We start from the raw sequence: 17,764 nt of genomic DNA, 5'->3' as shown, positions 1-17,764 counted from the left end.
AGATTAGAAGCGGAAGGTCGCAGTGGCTACAACCTGACGTTCAGCACCCCAGAAGCAACCGTAGGTGTTGAAGCAGCTGGCAACATATTCACGATCGAACAGGTTGTTCACGTGAAGCGCGACGTTTGAGCCGGCCATCCCTACACGCGCCAGATCGTATCTGACAAGTGCATCAACCACGGTATAGCTGCCCACTTTGAAGGAGTTCGCCGGATCGCCGAAGCTGGAACCGGTATAACGAACGCCAGTACCCAACGTCAGGCCAGACAGCGGGCCATCAAACATGGTGTAATCCCCCCATACGGAGGCCATGTGTTTCGGCACCTGCGCTGGCGTGTTGCCTTTGTAGTTAGTGTCGGTAGTGTACTCGGCATTGGTATAGGTGTAAGAACCGACAACGTTAACGCTCGCAGACAATGCCGCTTTCGCTTCCAGCTCTACGCCACGGGAACGGATCTCACCGCCTTCAACGGAGAAGAATGAGCCCGCTGGATCAGCCATCAGGTTGTTGGTTTTCGTCAGCTGGTATACCGCACCGGTAATCACGATCGGACGATCGTTCGGCACGTATTTCACACCCGCTTCGTATTGCTTCCCTTTAGACGGAGCAAAAATGTTGCCACTCGCACCAGTCTGGGAAGCAGGTTCAAAGGATTCGCTATAGCTGAAGTAAGGCGTTACGCCATTGTCGAACAGATAGTTAACGCCACCGCGCCAGGTGAACTGCGTGTCATCGCGTTTAGCTGTCGTGTTCGTTACGCGGTTATAAGACTCTTGATCGGCCCAGTCATAACGGCCACCAAGGGTTACCAGCACTTTATCCCACTGCGCCTGATCCTGAACGTACAGACCTGTCTGTTTCTGGCGGTTGAGAATTTGATAAGGGCCTGAAGTTGCAGGATCTTTTGAGCCGAAATCAAAATCGCTGTTCACCGGATGGTAGAGATCCAGCAGCGGTACAGAATCGTCATAACCAAACCAGGAGTTGATGTCATTACGCATACGCATAAAGTCAACGCCGGTCAGCAGAATGTGGTCCACCTCACCGGTAGAGAATTTGCTCTGCAGTTGAGTATCAACGGTGAAGTTCTGCAGTTTTTCATGATCGACAACGTATTTACGCGCCAGGTAATGGCCTTTGTCTGCCGGGGCTAACGCTGCACACTGTTTGTTGCCGCTATTCGCAGGATCGGTACAGACGCCATAGCCGTAAACGCTGTTTTGCGAAGTTTTATTCTCGGCAAAACGCAGGTTCTGACGCACGGTAAAGGTATCGTTGAATGCGTGATCGAAGCTATACCCCACCATTTTCTGGTTACGGGAATAGGTGTTGTTCTTCGCGCCTTCGTTGAAGTCAGTCGGCAGACGATCGCCGTTTGGCAGCGGATCAACCGTTCCCTCTTTTGGCAGCCAGCCGTAGTAGCCCGTTTCAGGCTCGTTCTGGAAATAGGAGAGGAACGTGAAGGTGGTTTTATCATCCGGACGCCAGGAGAACGATGGCGCGATAGCATAACGCTGTTCTTCCGCACGCTCCTGCTGGGCATTGTTAGAACGCGCCACGCCGGTTAAACGGTAGGAGTAAACGCCGTCGTCGTCGATCGCATCGCTAAAGTCAAAGCCAGTCTGGAACAGGCTGTCAGTACCCACTTTGAACTGGATCTCTTTCAGCGGCTCAGTGGTTGGGCGCTTACTCACCATATTCAGCAAGCCACCAGGGCTGCTTTTTCCGTACAGAACAGAAACCGGACCACGCATGATTTCAGCGCGTTCCAGCATATAAGGGTCAATCACCGCGTCGTTATAGAAGTTGCCCTGCATCTTCATACCGTCGAGGTAGTTATTCTGGCTCTGACCATCGGCCGCGAAACCGCGAATGAGCAGGTAGTCATAGGTATTGGACGCACCACGCGTGCCGACCGCAACGCCTGGGGTATAACTCAGCGCTTCTTTAACAGAGCGTGGCTGATGCAATGCCATCTCTTCAGCAGTCACGACCGAAATGGACTGTGGGACCTTTTGAATCGGGGTGTCCGTTTTCGTTCCGGTCGCGGATTGCCTTGCAGCGATAGTCGCAGCGGGTCCCCAGGCACTTTCCTGTGCCGCAGGCGCTGCGGTTACCGTAATGTTTTCTTCTTTTTTAGGGGTTTCGGCAGCATGTGCATAAGTCGACATGCCGGCAACCGCTGTGGCGACGACGACCGCGAGTTTACGCAGCGACGTGTTCATTGGCTGAGCAGTATTGGAAAGCGCCATGTTGAATCTCTGATGTGAAAGTGAATGATAACGTAAACGAGAATTATTATTATGTGCGCCAGAATAATATGCGAAACGCTGGTTGCATAGCAAGCAGTAAGCGGCCCTATGAGAATTAAGGGTTTAAGAAATCATCAAGAGAAAACGAAGGGTTAATCAGAGTTAAAGCGAGGGTTAACGAAATGAGGTCTACGGGTAAAAAAAGCCCCCTTCCAGGGAAGAGGGCTTTAAAAGGCTAGTTACCGCCGAACATATCTTTAATCCAGCCGGCGACACCGTCGCTGTCTTTCTTCTCATTCTGCTGCTGCGGCTGTTGCTGCTGCGGCTGCTGTGGCTGAGAAGACGAATCAAACGGATTGCCCGATGGTTGTTCTGGCTGACTTTGCTGACACAGCGCGTCCGGGTTGGTCGTCCAGACCGGCAAGGTACGCATCCCGCCGCCGCAGACAAAGTTACCGGAACCATCCACGCCCATATCAACAATGTCTTCCGGAGCGACCAGATTCAGCGGCACCGGGGACTGATTCGCCAGATAACGCTGGTAAATCGACATTGCCCCGCTTGCGCCGTACAGTTTGGTCGGCTGGTTGTTGTCGCGACCGACCCAGGTGATCACCACTTCACGGCCATCAATACCGGCAAACCAGGTATCGACGTTGTTGTTGGTGGTCCCGGTTTTACCCGCCAGATGCAGACCCGGATACTTCGCTCCCAGTTGACGCCCGGTACCACGCTGCACAACCTGTTGCATCGTCCACAGCGTCATATAGGCGGCCTGAGCGGGCACCGCACGTTCAGCCTGCGGGAAGCTCTGATACAGCACGGAACCATCTTCAGCTATTACTGAACGCAGCGCAGACAGCTGTGCGCGGTTCCCCCCGCTGGCAATGGTCTGGAACGCCTGTGCGACTTCGATTGGCGTCAGGTTAAGCGCACCCAGAATCATCGCCGGTACCGGATTTAGCTGATCTTTCGAAATACCCAGTTTCTGCCAGGTATCAACAATCGCTGGCAGGCCCAGTGACATGCCCAGATTAACCGTTGGTACGTTCATGGAGCGGGTTAACGCATCCACCAGCATCACCTGGCCGCTGAACTGTTTATCATCGTTCTGCGGTGACCATACCTGGCCGTTAGGCTGACGCAGGGAAATTGGCGCATCCGCAATCCAGGTATTCAGGCGGTACTGGTTTGGCTGACTCAGCGCAGTGAGATAGGTTGCTGGTTTTGCCAGAGAGCCGATCGAACGACGCGCCTGCATGGCGCGGTTGTAACCTGCAAACTGTGGCTCAGCCCCGCCCACCATCGCGCGAACTTCACCGGTGTTACGGTCAACCACCACCATCGCGGTTTCAAGATCGGAGAGCTTGCGCTGTTTCTTCAGCGCCGGAATGCCTTCCACCGCCGCTTTTTCCGCGGCATCCTGCGCTACGGAGTCAAAGGTAGTGAAGATCTTCACGCCGGAGAGATCTTTAACCTTATCACCGAGCTTACTTTGCAGCTCCTGACGCACCAGCTGCATAAACGCAGGTTGAGGCGAGATCACGCCACCGCGCGGCTGCACGCCGAGTGGACGAGCGCTCAGCATCTCGTACAACTCCTGATCGATCACCTGCTGTTGCTGCAGCAAACGCAGCACCAGGTTACGACGCTCAAGCGCCAGTTTTGGGTTACGCCACGGGTTATAAATTGACGCCCCTTTCACCATGCCGACCAGCAGCGCCTGCTGGTCAAGGCTCAGCTCTTCAACCGGACGGCCAAAGTAGTACAGACTCGCCAGCGGGAAACCTCGGATTTCGTTATCACCGCTTTGGCCGAGGTACACTTCGTTCATGTACAGCTCAAGGATACGATCCTTGCTGTAACGCGCGTCCATCAGCACGGCCATGTACGCTTCGTTGGCCTTACGCCAGTAAGAGCGTTCGCTGGAGAGGAACAGGTTCTTCACCAGCTGCTGGGTGAGTGTACTCGCCCCCTGCACCGTGCGCCCTGCTGTCAGGTTCGCCAGCACCGCACGCCCTATGGAGTAAAGGCTGATGCCATCGTGCTCGTAGAAGTGACGGTCTTCGGTTGCCAGCAGCGTATCCACCAGCAGATCCGGGAAACCGTTACGGGCCACAAACAGACGCTGTTCACCGTTTGCTGACGAAAGCATGGTGATCAGGCGAGGATCAAGACGGAAGAAACCGAACTGGCGGTTGTTATCCATGTTCTCTATGGTATCCAGACGATCGCCGTCAAAGGTCAGACGCGCCCGCACCTGTCCCTCTTTGCTGTCCGGGAAATCAAACGGACGGCGGATCATCTCGATGCTCTTCGCCTGCACGGTGAATTCACCCGGGCGCGTCATCTTAGACACCTGACGATACTGGGTCGCTTCCAGCAGTTTCACCATCTCGTTCTTACTGATGGACATATCTGGCTCAAGGTTCACCATGCGGCCATAGACTGCCGCAGGCAACTGCCAGACTTTACCGTCGATGCGGCTGCGGATCTTCTGATCCAGATAGACGCCGTAAATCGCCATCAGCACAACAAAAATAATGAACAGCTTCAGCAGCAGCCAGAACCAGCCGCGTTTACCCCGAGGCTTACGCCCTTTGCCTTTCCCTTTACGCGGCATCGGTTCTTCATCCTCATAATCGTCTTCATAGTCATCGTCATAGTCCTCATCTCTGAGGCGACGACGGCTTACCTTTTCTTTCGCCGGACGCGTTGGTTTTCCCTTACGTCCTATTGGCTCGCGGTCATTCCCCGCCATGCTTTTTCTCCGCAACTTTCAGGCGCAAAGGCCCGATTCTCTTTTCTTCCACATCACCGTGAAAGAAGAAATCTCTCAATTAAGAATATTTCTTCGTACGCCGTGTCGGCGCGGTATTCGCCGGATCGTCCGGCCAAACGTGTTTGGGATATCGCCCTTTCATCTCTTTTTGCACTTCCCGGTAGCTTCCCGCCCAGAACGCCCCCAGATCGCGGGTGATCTGTAGAGGACGATGAGCAGGCGACAACAGTTCAAGCACCACCGGCACACGCCCTTCCGCGATAGACGGCGTGGTCGCCTCACCAAACATTTCCTGCATCCGAACCGCCAGCGCTGGCGGATTATCCTCGTGATAACGAATGGCAATTCGGCTTCCGGTCGGCACAGTGTAATGCCCTGGCAGTTCACTATCCAGACGTTGACGTAATGACCAGTCCAGTAAATTCTGTAACGCGACCTTAACATCAAGGGCTTTTAGTGCCCGCAGCGAGTGTACACCGCGCATTTGCGGCAGCAGCCAGCTCTCCAGAGAGGCAAGCAGCGTCTCATCATCCACCGCGGGCCAGGCATATTCTGGCAGCCAGCGCGCGGCACAGTGCAGACGAATACGGTATTGCTCCGCCTCTGGCGTCCAGTTCAGTACGTTCAACCCTTTTTCCCGAATGCCGTTTAGCATCGCCTGATGCATCTCTTCTTCTGACGGCTTCGTCAGTGGCTTCGTGCCGAGGGTCAGTTTGCCAATCTGGCTACGCCGAAACGCTTTCAGGGTGCCCTGGGTGTCATCCCATTCGACAATATCAGATTGCTGAAGCAGTTGCGGACATGCACGCGTCAGGGCCTCAATATCGACAGCTATCGCCAGTAATATCCGCGCATCCGGCGACTGGCTGCCCTGAAGCAGAAGCGGCGCAATCAGCCACTCATGGCGCGTCATAGCATCGTCGCTGTCCAGCATCGCGCCCATGCCATTTGCCAGCTGATATCGACCGTCCAGCCCGCGTCGGCGCGCAATTCGGTCCGGAAATGCTTGTGCCAGCAACTGTGCGATAATATCGCTGTCTGGCAAGCCGCCACGGCTGTTTAGCCGTTTGCTGAGCTGCTGCGCCCGTTGCTGCCAGTTCCCCTGATTACGTGAAAATGCCTGCGCCAGATCGCTGCTGCCACCGCGCGGCGGCTCCTCAAGAATAGCTGCCAGTTTCGCCGCCGTGGCAATTTCATCTTCCCCTTGCGCGGCCACCAGCATTGCGGCCAGACGCGGATCGTTGCCCAGCGCGGCCATTTTTTGACCGCGCGCCGTCAGACGCTCCCCTTCCAGCGCGCCAAGCTGGGCCAGCAGTGTACGCGCTGCGGTGAGGTTTACGACAGGAGGCGGATTAAGCCAGGTCAGTTTTCCCGGATCCGGACAGCCCCATTGCAGCAGATCCATCACCAGACCTGATAAATCACTTTGTAAAATTTCCGGGGGACTTTGTTGTGCCGCGCGTTCAGCCTGCTCTGCGCTGGTCAAATGCAGGCAGATACCCGGCTCAAGACGCCCGGCACGGCCTGCGCGCTGTACCATCGACGCCTGGCTTATACGTTGCGTCAGGAGTTTCGTCAGCCCGGTACGCGGGTCAAAGCTTGCCACTCTCTCCTGCGCGCTATCCACAACCAGGCGAATACCTTCGATGGTCAAACTGGTTTCCGCAATATTGGTTGCCAGTACCACTTTGCGCTGCCCCGCAGGCGCCGGGAGAATCGCTTTACGCTGGTCGGCCAGCGACAGCGCGCCGTAGAGCGGACACAACAGTACATCGCTGCTGACACGGGAGGCCAGGTGCTCCTGCACGCGCTGGATTTCGCCCACGCCGGGTAAAAACAGCAGCAGCGAACCGGGTTCCTGACGCAGCAGTTCTGCGGTTGCGATGGCGACCGCTTCATCAAAACGCTGATGGGCAGGCAGCGGTTGATAACGGCGCTCTACGGGAAACGCTCGCCCTTGCGAGGCTATCACTGGTGCATCAGGCAGCGTCTGCTGCAGCCGTTCGTTATCCAGCGTCGCCGACATGATGAGCAGCCGAAGGTCGTCACGCAGCCCCTGTTGAACATCCAGTAACAGTGCCAGAGCCAGATCCGCCTGCAGGCTGCGTTCGTGGAATTCATCCAGAATCACCAGCCCGACGCCGGTCAGTTCAGGATCGTTTTGCAGCATGCGGGTGAGTATTCCCTCGGTCACCACTTCAAGCCGCGTGGTTGGGCCGATACAGGTTTCAGCGCGCATACGGTAGCCCACCGTCTCGCCCGGTTTTTCGTTAAGCAATTCCGCCAGGCGTTGTGCTACGTTGCGCGCGGCCAGCCTGCGCGGCTCCAGCAGGATAATTTTCCCGCTGATATTCCCGTCTTTCAGGATCTGCAGCGGCAGCCAGGTGGATTTACCGGCCCCTGTCGGGGCATTCAGCAAAACCTGCGGGGCATGTTGTAAGGCAGCGAGAAGCTCGGGAAGGACGACGGCGACCGGCAATGAGGACACTAACAGCTCCAGAGGGTTAACATTAGTCGGCGTACATTGTAGCATCGGCGCATATCATTACCGAGTCCCCCGTATGTCTGAGTCGAAACGGCTGTTTTTTGCCATTGAATTACCCGCCCCGATACAGCGGCAAATCGTTCGCTGGCGCGCTGAGCACTTCCCGCCGGAAGCGGGTCGCCCTGTTGCCGCGGCTAACCTGCACCTGACGCTGGCCTTTTTGGGTGATGTGAGCGCCGATAAGCAGCGAGCCCTGGCATCAATGGCCGGACGGATCTCTCAACCGGGGTTTACGCTACACCTTGATGATGCCGGGCAGTGGTTGCGCTCGCGGGTGGTCTGGCTGGGTACGCGCCAGCCGCCTCGTGGGATATTACAGCTTGCAAATATGCTGCGCGCCCAGGCGGCACGCAGCGGCTGTTACCAGAGCCCGCAGCCGTTTCATCCGCATATCACGTTGCTGCGCGATGCAGGTCAGGCCGTTGCCATCCCACCACCAGGTTTTCACTGGGCCTTTCCGGTTAATGAATTCGCACTTTATGAATCCGTCTTTGCACAAGGACGCACCCGCTACACGCCGCTACAGCGCTGGACGCTGGGCAACACCGTTAAGGACGCCTGATGAAGTTTAGCCCTCCCCTGCAGCACGCCACGCTGATTCAACGCTACAAACGCTTCCTCGCAGACGTAGTCACGCCTGAAGGAACACAGCTCACCCTGCACTGCCCCAATACCGGTGCTATGACGGGGTGTGCGACACCGGGTGACCGGGTCTGGTATTCCACATCAGAGAATATGAAACGCAAATATGCCCATACCTGGGAAATGACCGAAACACAAAGCGGGGCATTTATTTGTGTTAACACCCTGCGTGCCAATCAGCTGGTTAAAGAAGCGCTAATGAATAATGCCCTTCCCGAACTGGTGGGTTATGACACGCATAAAAGCGAAGTGAAATATGGCGATGAAGGCAGCAGAATCGACTTCATGTTACAGGCGCAAGACAGGCCTGAGTGCTATATTGAAGTAAAATCAGTGACGTTAGCGGAACAGGAAAATGGCTACTTCCCGGATGCGGTAACGCTACGCGGGCAGAAGCATCTGCGAGAGCTAATGAGTGTTGCGGCGGCGGGCAAACGCGCCGTGTTGCTGTTTGCGGTTTTGCATTCAGCCATTGAACGATTCTCTCCTGCCCGCCATATTGATCCTAAATACGCGCAATTGTTGAATGAGGCACAAAAGCAGGGGGTAGAGGTTTTGGCTTATAAAGCGGAACTTTCTGCCGATAATATGACTCTGAGATCCTCTCTTCCCATTGTCTTATAAGGGATTAGACGATTGATGATTAAGTGTTCTGGCCGCGTGCGCAAATACGCTTTTCCTCACAGGCTTGTCAAGTGTTACGTTTAGATAATTGCCATCCGGAAAAGCATCTGCTATTTATAGCGACCTGATTTTTCCCCCGACACGGGGATCGATAGTGCGTGTTAAGGAGAAGCAACATGCAAGAAGGGCAAAACCGTAAAACATCGTCCCTGAGTATTCTCGCCATCGCTGGGGTGGAGCCGTATCAAGAGAAACCGGGCGAAGAGTATATGAACGAAGCCCAGCTGTCGCACTTCAAGCGTATTCTTGAAGCATGGCGTAATCAACTCAGGGATGAAGTCGATCGCACCGTTACTCATATGCAGGATGAAGCTGCTAACTTCCCGGATCCGGTCGACCGCGCCGCTCAGGAAGAAGAGTTCAGCCTCGAACTGCGTAACCGTGACCGCGAACGCAAACTGATCAAAAAGATCGAGAAAACGCTGAAAAAAGTCGAAGACGAAGATTTTGGCTACTGCGAATCCTGTGGTGTTGAAATCGGTATTCGTCGCCTGGAAGCGCGTCCAACCGCCGACCTGTGCATCGACTGTAAAACACTGGCTGAAATCCGCGAAAAACAGATGGCCGGTTAATACCAGCGCTGTTTACACACTCCAAAGGCGGGAGTCACTCCCGCCTTGTTACTGTTGATATGTCTGAATCACACTATATTGGGCGCTTCGCGCCATCTCCTTCCGGTGAATTACACTTCGGCTCATTAATTGCCGCGCTCGGCAGCTACCTGCAGGCTCGTGCCAGCCAGGGTAAATGGCTTGTTCGCATTGAAGATATTGACCCTCCGCGTGAAGTTCCCGGTGCAGCAGACACCATTCTGCGTCAGCTGGAACATTACGGTCTTCACTGGGATGACGACGTTCTCTGGCAATCAAAACGTCACGATGCGTATCGGGAACGGCTGGCCTGGCTTCGCGCTCAGGGGCTTTCCTATAACTGCACCTGTACCCGCGCACGCATCCAGAGCGTGGGAGGGGTTTATGACGGTCATTGTCGTACGCTTAATCTTCCCCCGGAAAATGCCGCCGTGCGCATCAAGCAGCGCTCCCCGGTGACGCACTTTAACGATTTACTCTCCGGCAAGATCCACGCCGATGAACGTCTGGCATGTGAAGATTTTATTATCCACCGCCGTGACGGTCTGTTCGCCTACAACCTGGCCGTTGTCGTGGATGACCATTTCCAGGGCGTCACGGAAATCGTTCGTGGCGCAGATCTTGTTGAACCTACCGTGCGGCAAATATCGCTCTATCACCAGTTTGGCTGGAAAGCGCCGGATTACATTCATCTGCCGCTGGCAGTCAATGAACATGGCTGTAAGCTGTCGAAGCAAAACCATGCGCCAGCCCTGCCACACGGCGATCCACGCCCGGTTTTGATCGACGCGCTGCGATTTCTCAACCAGAATGTAACCAACGAATGGCAGGATCTGCGTATTGACGAACTGCTGAAAATGGCGATCGCCCACTGGACGCTCACGGCGGTGCAAAAAATCCAGCATTCTCAAATGCGTTGCGCTGAGCTATGATTAGCCGCTTTTTTCATAACAAAACACACTACGAGGTGTACCATTTTTACCCGAGTCGCTAATTTTTGCCGTAAAGTGCTAAGCCGCGAAGAGAGCATGGCGAATGATGCTATTGCACAGCCACACATGTCGGTTATTCCGCGTGAGCAGCACAATATTTCCCGCAAAGATATCAGTGAAAATGCCCTCAAGGTGCTCTATCGTCTGAATAAAGCGGGCTACGAGGCCTATCTCGTGGGCGGTGGAGTGCGTGATTTACTGCTGGGCAAAAAGCCAAAAGATTTCGACGTGACGACCAGCGCCACGCCTGAGCAGGTGCGTAAATTATTCCGTAACTGCCGTCTTGTTGGCCGCCGTTTCCGTCTGGCTCACGTGATGTTTGGACCGGAGATCATCGAAGTGGCGACCTTCCGCGGCCACCACGAAGCGGGCGCATCGGATCGCACCACGTCGCAGCGCGGCCAGAACGGTATGCTGCTGCGCGATAATATCTTCGGTTCTATCGAAGAAGATGCCCAGCGTCGTGACTTCACGATCAATAGCCTTTACTACAGCGTGGCGGATTTCACCGTGCGTGATTACGTCGGCGGCATGCAGGATCTGAAAGAAGGCCTGATTCGTCTGATCGGCACGCCGGAAACGCGCTACCGTGAAGATCCCGTGCGTATGCTGCGCGCCGTGCGTTTCGCCGCCAAGCTGAATATGCGCATTAGCCCGGAAACAGCCGAGCCTATTCCCCGTCTGGCGACGCTGATCAACGACGTGCCCCCTGCCCGTCTGTTTGAGGAAGCCCTGAAACTGCTGCAGGCCGGCCACGGCTTTGAAACTTATAATCTGCTGCGCGAATACAACCTGTTCCAGCCGCTGTTCCCGACCATTACCCGCTACTTCACCGAAAGCGGTGACAGCCCGATGGAGCGCATGATTGCGCAGGTGCTGAAAAATACCGATACCCGTATTCGCAACGATATGCGCGTGAATCCGGCGTTTCTGTTTGCGGCGATGTTCTGGTATCCACTGCTGGAAACGGCTCAGCGAATCACTCAGGAGAGCGGTCTCGCCTATTACGATGCCTTCGCACTGGCCGCGAACGACGTGCTGGACGAAGGGTGCCGTACGCTGGCGATCCCGAAACGTATTACCACGCTGGTGCGTGATATCTGGCAGCTTCAGTTGCGTATGTCCCGTCGTCAGGGCAAACGTGCCTGGAAGTTGATGGAGCATCCTAAGTTCCGCGCGGCATTCGATCTGCTGTCACTGCGGGCTGAAATTGAAAGGAATCAGGAGCTGCAGCGTCTGGCGCAATGGTGGGCCGAGTTCCAGGTTTCCGCCCCGCCTGAACAGAAAGATATGCTCACCGGGCTGGATGAAGAGCCGGAACCACGTCGCCGTCATCGTCGTCCGCGCAAACGTGCGCCTCGTCGTGAAGGTGCTTCATGACCCTCGCGTATATCGCCATCGGCAGCAATTTAGCCTCTCCGCTGGAGCAGGTTAACGCTGCCGTACAGGCGCTGGGCGAAATTCCGCAAAGCCGGATCGTGGCCGTCTCTTCGTTTTACCGTACCCCACCGTTGGGCCCGCAGGATCAGCCTGATTATCTCAATGCCGCCGTCGTGCTGGAGACCACTCTGGATGCCGAAACGCTGCTGGATAATACTCAGCGCATCGAACTGCAACAGGGTCGCGTACGCAAAGCCGAACGCTGGGGGCCACGCACTCTCGATCTCGATATTATGTTGTATGGTCATGAGGTCATAAACACCGATCGCCTCACTGTTCCGCACTACGACATGAAAAACCGGGGTTTTATGCTCTGGCCGCTGTTCGAAGTTGCACCCGACCTCACCTTTCCGGATGGTATCTCGCTGAAAGCCATTCTGGACACTCTCAAGGCGGAAAGACCCGCTCGCTGGTAATCCTGCATCTTACCGATTAACCCTGAAATATTTGCCGTTAATCGGTTAGCTAAAATCATTGTTCCCCCGAATGTTACTGTTAAAATGCGCAAAGATTCGCTTTTGGGCTATCAGGAAACAGTATGAAACCAACCACCATCTCCTTACTGCAGAAATGCAAACAGGAAAAAAAACGCTTCGCCACCATCACCGCGTATGACTACAGCTTCGCCAAACTCTTTGCCGAAGAGGGTATCAACGTCATGTTGGTCGGAGATTCGTTAGGGATGACGGTACAAGGACATGATTCCACCCTGCCGGTTACGGTTGAGGATATTGCTTACCATACCCGTGCCGTGCGCCGTGGTGCGCCAGCCTGCCTGCTGCTTTCCGACCTGCCGTTTATGGCATACGCCACGCCAGAGCAAGCCTTTGAAAATGCAGCAGTCGTGATGCGTGCCGGGGCCAACATGGTCAAAATCGAAGGTGGCGCCTGGCTCGTTGATACGGTGAAAATGCTCACCGAGCGCGCCGTGCCGGTGTGCGGTCATTTGGGCCTGACGCCGCAATCCGTGAACATCTTTGGCGGTTATAAAGTGCAGGGCCGTGGCGATGCCGCACAAACGCTGTTCGATGATGCCCTCGCCCTTGAAGCCGCAGGCGCACAACTGCTGGTGCTGGAGTGCGTTCCGGTTGAGCTGGCAAAACGCATCACTGACGCGCTGTCGATTCCGGTGATAGGTATTGGCGCAGGTAACGTGACTGATGGCCAGATCCTGGTGATGCACGACGCTTTTGGCATTACTGGCGGACATATCCCGAAATTTGCCAAAAATTTCCTCACGGAAGCGGGCGACATGCGCGCTGCGGTCAGGCAGTATATTGCCGAGGTTGAGTCCGGCGTTTACCCGGGCGAAGAACACAGTTTCCATTAAGGAGTCTCGTTGTGCTAATCATTGAAACCCTGCCGCTGCTGCGCCAGCACATCCGTCGTGCACGTCAGGAAGGTAAACGCATCGCACTGGTCCCGACCATGGGCAACCTGCATGACGGCCATATGAAGCTGGTCGATGAGGCGAGAGCCCGGGCAGACATCGTGGTGGTCAGTATCTTCGTTAACCCAATGCAGTTTGACCGCGCCGACGACCTGGCACGCTACCCGCGCACCCTGCAGGAAGATTGCGAGAAGATCAAAAAACGCCATGCGGATATTGTTTTCTCCCCAGCTTCCGCCGATGTCTACCCTCAGGGTACCGATGAGGCGACCTACGTTGACGTTCCGGGCATTTCCACCATGCTGGAAGGCGCGAGCCGTCCGGGTCATTTCCGCGGTGTGTCCACCATCGTCAGCAAACTGTTCAATCTGGTGCAGCCAGACGTTGCCTGCTTCGGCGAGAAAGATTTCCAGCAGCTGGCATTGATCCGCAAGATGGTTGCCGATATGGGTTACGATATCGAGATCGTCGGCGTGCCGATTGTGCGTGCCAAAGACGGTCTGGCGCTCAGCTCCCGTAACGGCTATCTGACGGCCGATCAGCGCAAAATCGCGCCGGGCTTAAGCAAGGTCATGAATACCATGGCTGAGCAACTTCTGGCTAAAGAGCTGAGTGCAGAAGAGATTATCGCCCTGGCCGAACAAGCGCTGAACGAAAAAGGTTTCCGCGCTGACGACGTTCAAATTCGCGATGCCGATACGCTGCTGGAGCTTGCAGAGACCAGCAAACGTGCGGTGATCCTGGTGGCGGCATGGCTCGGTCAGGCCCGCCTTATTGACAATAAAGTGGTTGAGCTGGCGTAGTTTTTTCTACCCGGACGATTAAAGGTAAACGTAATGATTCGCAAAATGCTGCAAGGTAAGCTTCACCGTGTGAAAGTCACCCAGGCCGACCTGCACTATGAAGGCTCCTGCGCAATCGACCAGGATTTTCTGGACGCGGCTGGCATCCTTGAAAATGAAGCGATTGATATCTGGAACGTGAACAACGGCAAACGCTTTTCTACCTACGCGATTGCCGCCGAGCGCGGCTCAAAAATTATCTCCGTCAACGGCGCGGCAGCACACTGCGCTGACGTGGGTGACATCGTAATCATCGCCAGCTTCGTCATGATGTCCGACGAAGAAGCGCGCCGCTGGCAGCCGAAAGTGGCCTACTTCGAAGGCGACAACGACATGAAACGCACCGCAAAGGCAATTCCTGTTCAGGTTGCCTGATAAAAAGGCCCGAATTATATCGCCAGATAAATAATTCGGGCCGGCAGATATAATCATCACCAAGAAATATTATTCTTCAAAAAGAAATATTCCGCCAGTCCTTTCCATTTTTTTAAGATTTTATTTAATCTTTTTACAATACCACTATTAACCAACTGGTTTATTTGAAAAAACAGAATAGCTAAAGCCCATTTTAAGTAAATTTAAAATTACTTTTTTTAGTGTGCACTCTATTATCCGTCCGCCAAAAACAATGTTTGGCTTTTTAATCTTTTACATGGATATTGTTATGTCACTGAAAAAAATTAGCATGGCAGCTGCTACCGTAGTTCTGGCACTGGGTTCCTCTTCATCTTTCGCTGCTACCGATCTTGGCCTGATCACATTTGACGGTGCAGTTACCGATACCACCTGTACTATTACCACCAACAATGGTGAAGGTACTAACAACATCACTATCGCATTGCCGGTCGTAAAAAAATCTGATGTTGAAGCCACTACGCTGGACAAAGGTGTTGGTGCGAAAAACTTTGAACTGCTGCTGACAAACTGCCCTGATACTGTGTCTAAAGCTTCCGCAAACTTTATGTCCAAAAACATGGGTTCCGTGGCTAACGGTACCGTGGATCCAGACTCTAACGTTGCAGGTTCAGCAACCAACGTTAGCCTGGCGATGTATAACAACTCCAGCAGCAATACCGATCGTATTATGGTTGGCCAGCCTGCCAATAATACGCAGGTTGCGACTGTCACCAGTGGTTCCGGCAAACTGTATTACCGCGTGGCGTATGTTCCGGGTTCTGCCTGGGTGAAAGACACCAACCCAGTCACTGCGGGTAAAGTCTCTGCTAATGCCTACTTCACTATGAGCTACGAATAATCGTCGATTATTTATTTAATAATGCGCCCGCTTAGCCGTGGGCGCTTGTTTATCTCAATTATCCTGGAGTGGATATGCGACAGCTTAATGCAAAAATGATCAAAGGAATGAAAGCACTCTCTTTTGTGCTGACCAGCATAATGGCATGTCATGCCCACGCTGATATTGTTATCTCCGGAACCCGTATTATTTATCCTGAAAAAGCAAAAGATGTTGTGGTGAATCTGGAAAACAGAGGCTCACACCCTTTACTCGTTCAGTCATGGCTGGATGATGGCCGTGACACGACCGACCCTCAGGAGCTTAAGTTACCGTTCGTCATTACGCCGCCGGTCACTCGCGTAGACGCGCAAAAAGGCCAGTCTATCCGCATTACCTCACTCGGCCAGTCATTACCCAAAGACCGTGAATCACTGTTCTGGTTTAATGTGCTGGAAGTACCACCCAAAGCCAAAAACAATGGCGATCAGAATATGCTGCAACTGGCTTTCCGCACGCGTATCAAACTCTTTTTCCGCCCAACAGGACTCAAAGGTTCACCCGATGAATCTGCAAAGCACCTGATCTGGTCGCAGAAAAAGGTTGCTAACGATGTTGTGCTGGTTGCGAAGAATGATTCTGCATACAACGTATCAATTGCCTCCGCTTCTCTGACCGTTAATGGCAAAAAATATGAAGTGGAGAGTAGTTCTGTGAAACCGTTCTCCAGCGAAACAATGAAAGTGAAAGGGCTGACTGGCATTAGCAACGGCAAAGTTAACTATGCATCCATTAATGACTTTGGTGGCATGCAAGAGCACGAAGCAACACTCAACTAATAATAATCATAGTACATGGCTATGCCGAGCACGTTATCGGCAACTCACGGATCGGGATAATAATGTTTTTTCGACGTTCATTTCTGTGCCTTTCTATTAGTGCGGCAATACCTCTGAATGCCATAGCGGATGATATTCAATCCACTGTCAGTTCTGCAGCGGATGATATCGAGTTTAACGACCAGTTTTTATTTAATACGGGCAATAAAATTGACGTAGGTCGTTTTTCACAAGGCAACCCTATTTTACCAGGGAAATATCAGACAAAAATAACGGTTAATGGTAAAGAAAAAATAACAGCCGAAGTCGAGTTTAAAGATAACGGCACGCCGCGTGCAACGCCGTGCATGACATTAACAATACTGAAGCAGGTCGGTATTAATACTGAATCGCTCGAAAAAAATGATTCGGGTGATGCGGCAGCGTGTATTGATATTGCGAAAGCCTTCCCTGGTGCGACGGCGAATTTTAACACATCAACACAAGAGCTGGATCTGACCGTTCCCCAGCTGTACGTGCTTAAACTTCCTCAGGGTTATGTCGATCCTTCACTCTGGGAAGAAGGTATTCCTGTCGCGATGGCATCTTACGACCTCAACGCCTGGCATAGTGAAGGTACGGGCAGCAACAGTGACAGTGCCTATGCGGGCTTACGTTACGGTGCCAATTTAGGCCCGTGGCGTTTCCGCTCACGCGGGAGTCTGAACTGGAATGAAAAAGACGGCAGTGATTACTCAAACCAGGATATTTATCTGCAGCGAGATATCAGGTAATGACTCCAACTTACTGATAGTGTTTTATGTTCAGATAATGCCCGATGACTTTGTCATGCAGCTCCACCGATTTTGAGAACGACAGTGACTTCCTGCCCAGCCTTGCCAGATGCTGCCTCAGATTCAGGTTATGCCGCTCAATGCGCTGCGTATATCGCTTGCTGATAACGTGCAGTTCTCCCTTCAGGCGTGATTCATACAGCGGCCAGCCATCCGTCATCCATACCACGACCTCAAAGGCCGACAGCAGGCCCAGAAGACGCTCCAGCGTGGCCAACGTGCGTTCACCGAATACGTGCGCCACAACCGTCCTCCGTATCCTGTCATACGCGTAAAACAACCAGCGCTGGCGTGATTTAGCGCCGACGTAACCCCACTGTTCGTCCATTTCCGCGCAAACAATGACGTCACTGCCCGGTTGTATGCGTGAGTTTACCGACTGCGGCCTGAGTTTTTTAAGTGTCGTAAAATCGTGTTGAGGCCAACGCCCATAATGCGTGCACTGGCGCGACATCCGACGCCATTCATGGCCATATCAATGATTTTCTGATGCGTACCGGGTTGAGAAGCGGTGTAAGTGAACTGTAGCTGCCATGTTTTACGGCAGTGAGAGCAGAGATAGCGCTGATGTCCGGCAGTACTTTTACCGTTACGCACCACGCCTTCAGTAGCTGAACAGGAGGGACAGCTGATAGAAACAGAAGCCACTGGAGCACCTCAAAAACACCATCATACACTAAATCAGTAAGTTGGCACCA

Annotated in this window: 16 protein-coding genes; 12 read left to right on the top strand and 4 right to left on the bottom strand. The window is 53.7% G+C overall.

What is annotated here, in order from left to right; all coding sequences use genetic code 11:
* Positions 1-3 precede the first annotated feature (3 nt).
* The 3 genes from fhuA to hrpB form a co-directional block, all read right to left on the bottom strand.
* Positions 4-2,253 (bottom strand): ferrichrome porin FhuA, encoded by a 2,250-nt coding sequence (gene fhuA / locus LCD46_03995; GenBank protein UOY71505.1) that lies wholly within the window; start codon positions 2,251-2,253, stop codon positions 4-6.
* A gap of 235 nt (positions 2,254-2,488) precedes the next feature.
* Positions 2,489-5,014, bottom strand: a complete 2,526-nt coding sequence (gene mrcB, locus LCD46_03990; GenBank protein ID UOY71504.1) for a bifunctional glycosyl transferase/transpeptidase — start codon at positions 5,012-5,014, stop codon at positions 2,489-2,491.
* 79 nt (positions 5,015-5,093) lie between these two features.
* A complete protein-coding gene (gene hrpB / locus LCD46_03985; GenBank protein UOY71503.1) occupies positions 5,094-7,523 on the bottom strand; it encodes an ATP-dependent helicase HrpB in 2,430 nt (809 codons plus the stop codon).
* 73 nt (positions 7,524-7,596) lie between these two features.
* Between hrpB and thpR the strand changes: the two genes are divergently transcribed.
* The 12 genes from thpR to LCD46_03925 all read left to right on the top strand — a co-directional run bounded on the left by thpR (position 7,597) and on the right by LCD46_03925 (position 17,006).
* On the top strand, positions 7,597-8,142 hold the full coding sequence (gene thpR, locus LCD46_03980; protein UOY71502.1) for an RNA 2',3'-cyclic phosphodiesterase: 546 nt from the start codon (positions 7,597-7,599) through the stop codon (positions 8,140-8,142).
* A complete protein-coding gene (gene sfsA / locus LCD46_03975) occupies positions 8,142-8,846 on the top strand; it encodes a DNA/RNA nuclease SfsA (protein ID UOY71501.1) in 705 nt (234 codons plus the stop codon). The genes thpR and sfsA overlap by 1 nt, the downstream gene beginning before the upstream one ends.
* Before the next feature lie 176 nt (positions 8,847-9,022).
* Positions 9,023-9,478: an RNA polymerase-binding protein DksA gene (gene dksA / locus LCD46_03970; GenBank protein ID UOY71500.1), complete on the top strand. Its 456-nt coding sequence runs from the start codon at positions 9,023-9,025 to the stop codon at positions 9,476-9,478.
* A 59-nt stretch (positions 9,479-9,537) separates the two neighbouring features.
* Positions 9,538-10,428 carry a tRNA glutamyl-Q(34) synthetase GluQRS gene (gene gluQRS, locus LCD46_03965; GenBank protein ID UOY71499.1) on the top strand — a complete coding sequence of 297 codons (891 nt, stop codon included), beginning with the start codon at positions 9,538-9,540 and terminating at the stop codon, positions 10,426-10,428.
* Between the two features lie 42 nt (positions 10,429-10,470).
* The gene (gene pcnB, locus LCD46_03960) at positions 10,471-11,868 is read left to right on the top strand and encodes a polynucleotide adenylyltransferase PcnB (GenBank protein UOY72890.1); all 1,398 of its coding nucleotides are present in this window, start codon (positions 10,471-10,473) and stop codon (positions 11,866-11,868) included.
* A complete protein-coding gene (gene folK / locus LCD46_03955) occupies positions 11,865-12,344 on the top strand; it encodes a 2-amino-4-hydroxy-6-hydroxymethyldihydropteridine diphosphokinase (GenBank protein UOY71498.1) in 480 nt (159 codons plus the stop codon). Before pcnB ends, folK begins: the two co-directional genes overlap by 4 nt.
* A 122-nt stretch (positions 12,345-12,466) precedes the next feature.
* Complete coding sequence (gene panB, locus LCD46_03950; GenBank protein UOY71497.1) at positions 12,467-13,258, top strand: 3-methyl-2-oxobutanoate hydroxymethyltransferase; 792 nt, start codon at positions 12,467-12,469, stop codon at positions 13,256-13,258.
* Positions 13,259-13,269: 11 nt separating this feature from the next.
* Complete coding sequence (panC, locus tag LCD46_03945) at positions 13,270-14,121, top strand: pantoate--beta-alanine ligase (protein UOY71496.1); 852 nt, start codon at positions 13,270-13,272, stop codon at positions 14,119-14,121.
* 33 nt (positions 14,122-14,154) lie between these two features.
* The gene (gene panD / locus LCD46_03940; GenBank protein UOY71495.1) at positions 14,155-14,535 is read left to right on the top strand and encodes an aspartate 1-decarboxylase; all 381 of its coding nucleotides are present in this window, start codon (positions 14,155-14,157) and stop codon (positions 14,533-14,535) included.
* Between the two features lie 289 nt (positions 14,536-14,824).
* A complete protein-coding gene (locus LCD46_03935) occupies positions 14,825-15,415 on the top strand; it encodes a fimbrial protein (GenBank protein ID UOY71494.1) in 591 nt (196 codons plus the stop codon).
* Positions 15,416-15,510: 95 nt separating this feature from the next.
* A complete protein-coding gene (locus LCD46_03930) occupies positions 15,511-16,233 on the top strand; it encodes a fimbrial chaperone (GenBank protein ID UOY72889.1) in 723 nt (240 codons plus the stop codon).
* 62 nt (positions 16,234-16,295) lie between these two features.
* Entirely contained in the window at positions 16,296-17,006 is a 711-nt protein-coding gene (locus tag LCD46_03925) for a hypothetical protein (protein UOY71493.1), read from the top strand.
* Between the two features lie 10 nt (positions 17,007-17,016).
* On the opposite strand, the gene LCD46_03920 is transcribed toward LCD46_03925, so the two are convergent.
* Positions 17,017-17,714, bottom strand: a protein-coding gene (locus LCD46_03920; protein ID UOY71492.1) for an IS1 family transposase whose coding sequence is annotated in 2 segments (ribosomal slippage) — positions 17,017-17,465 and positions 17,465-17,714 — 699 coding nt in all. Because the reading frame shifts where the segments join, the coding sequence is not laid out codon by codon here.
* Between the last annotated feature and the right edge of the window lie 50 nt (positions 17,715-17,764).

Origin of the sequence: Enterobacter ludwigii (genome assembly GCA_023023105.1) — a bacterium.
Classification (GTDB): Bacteria; Pseudomonadota; Gammaproteobacteria; order Enterobacterales; family Enterobacteriaceae; genus Enterobacter; species Enterobacter adelaidei.
Note: the sequence above shows the minus strand (reverse complement) of the source record. Positions and strands in the feature narration are given on the sequence as shown.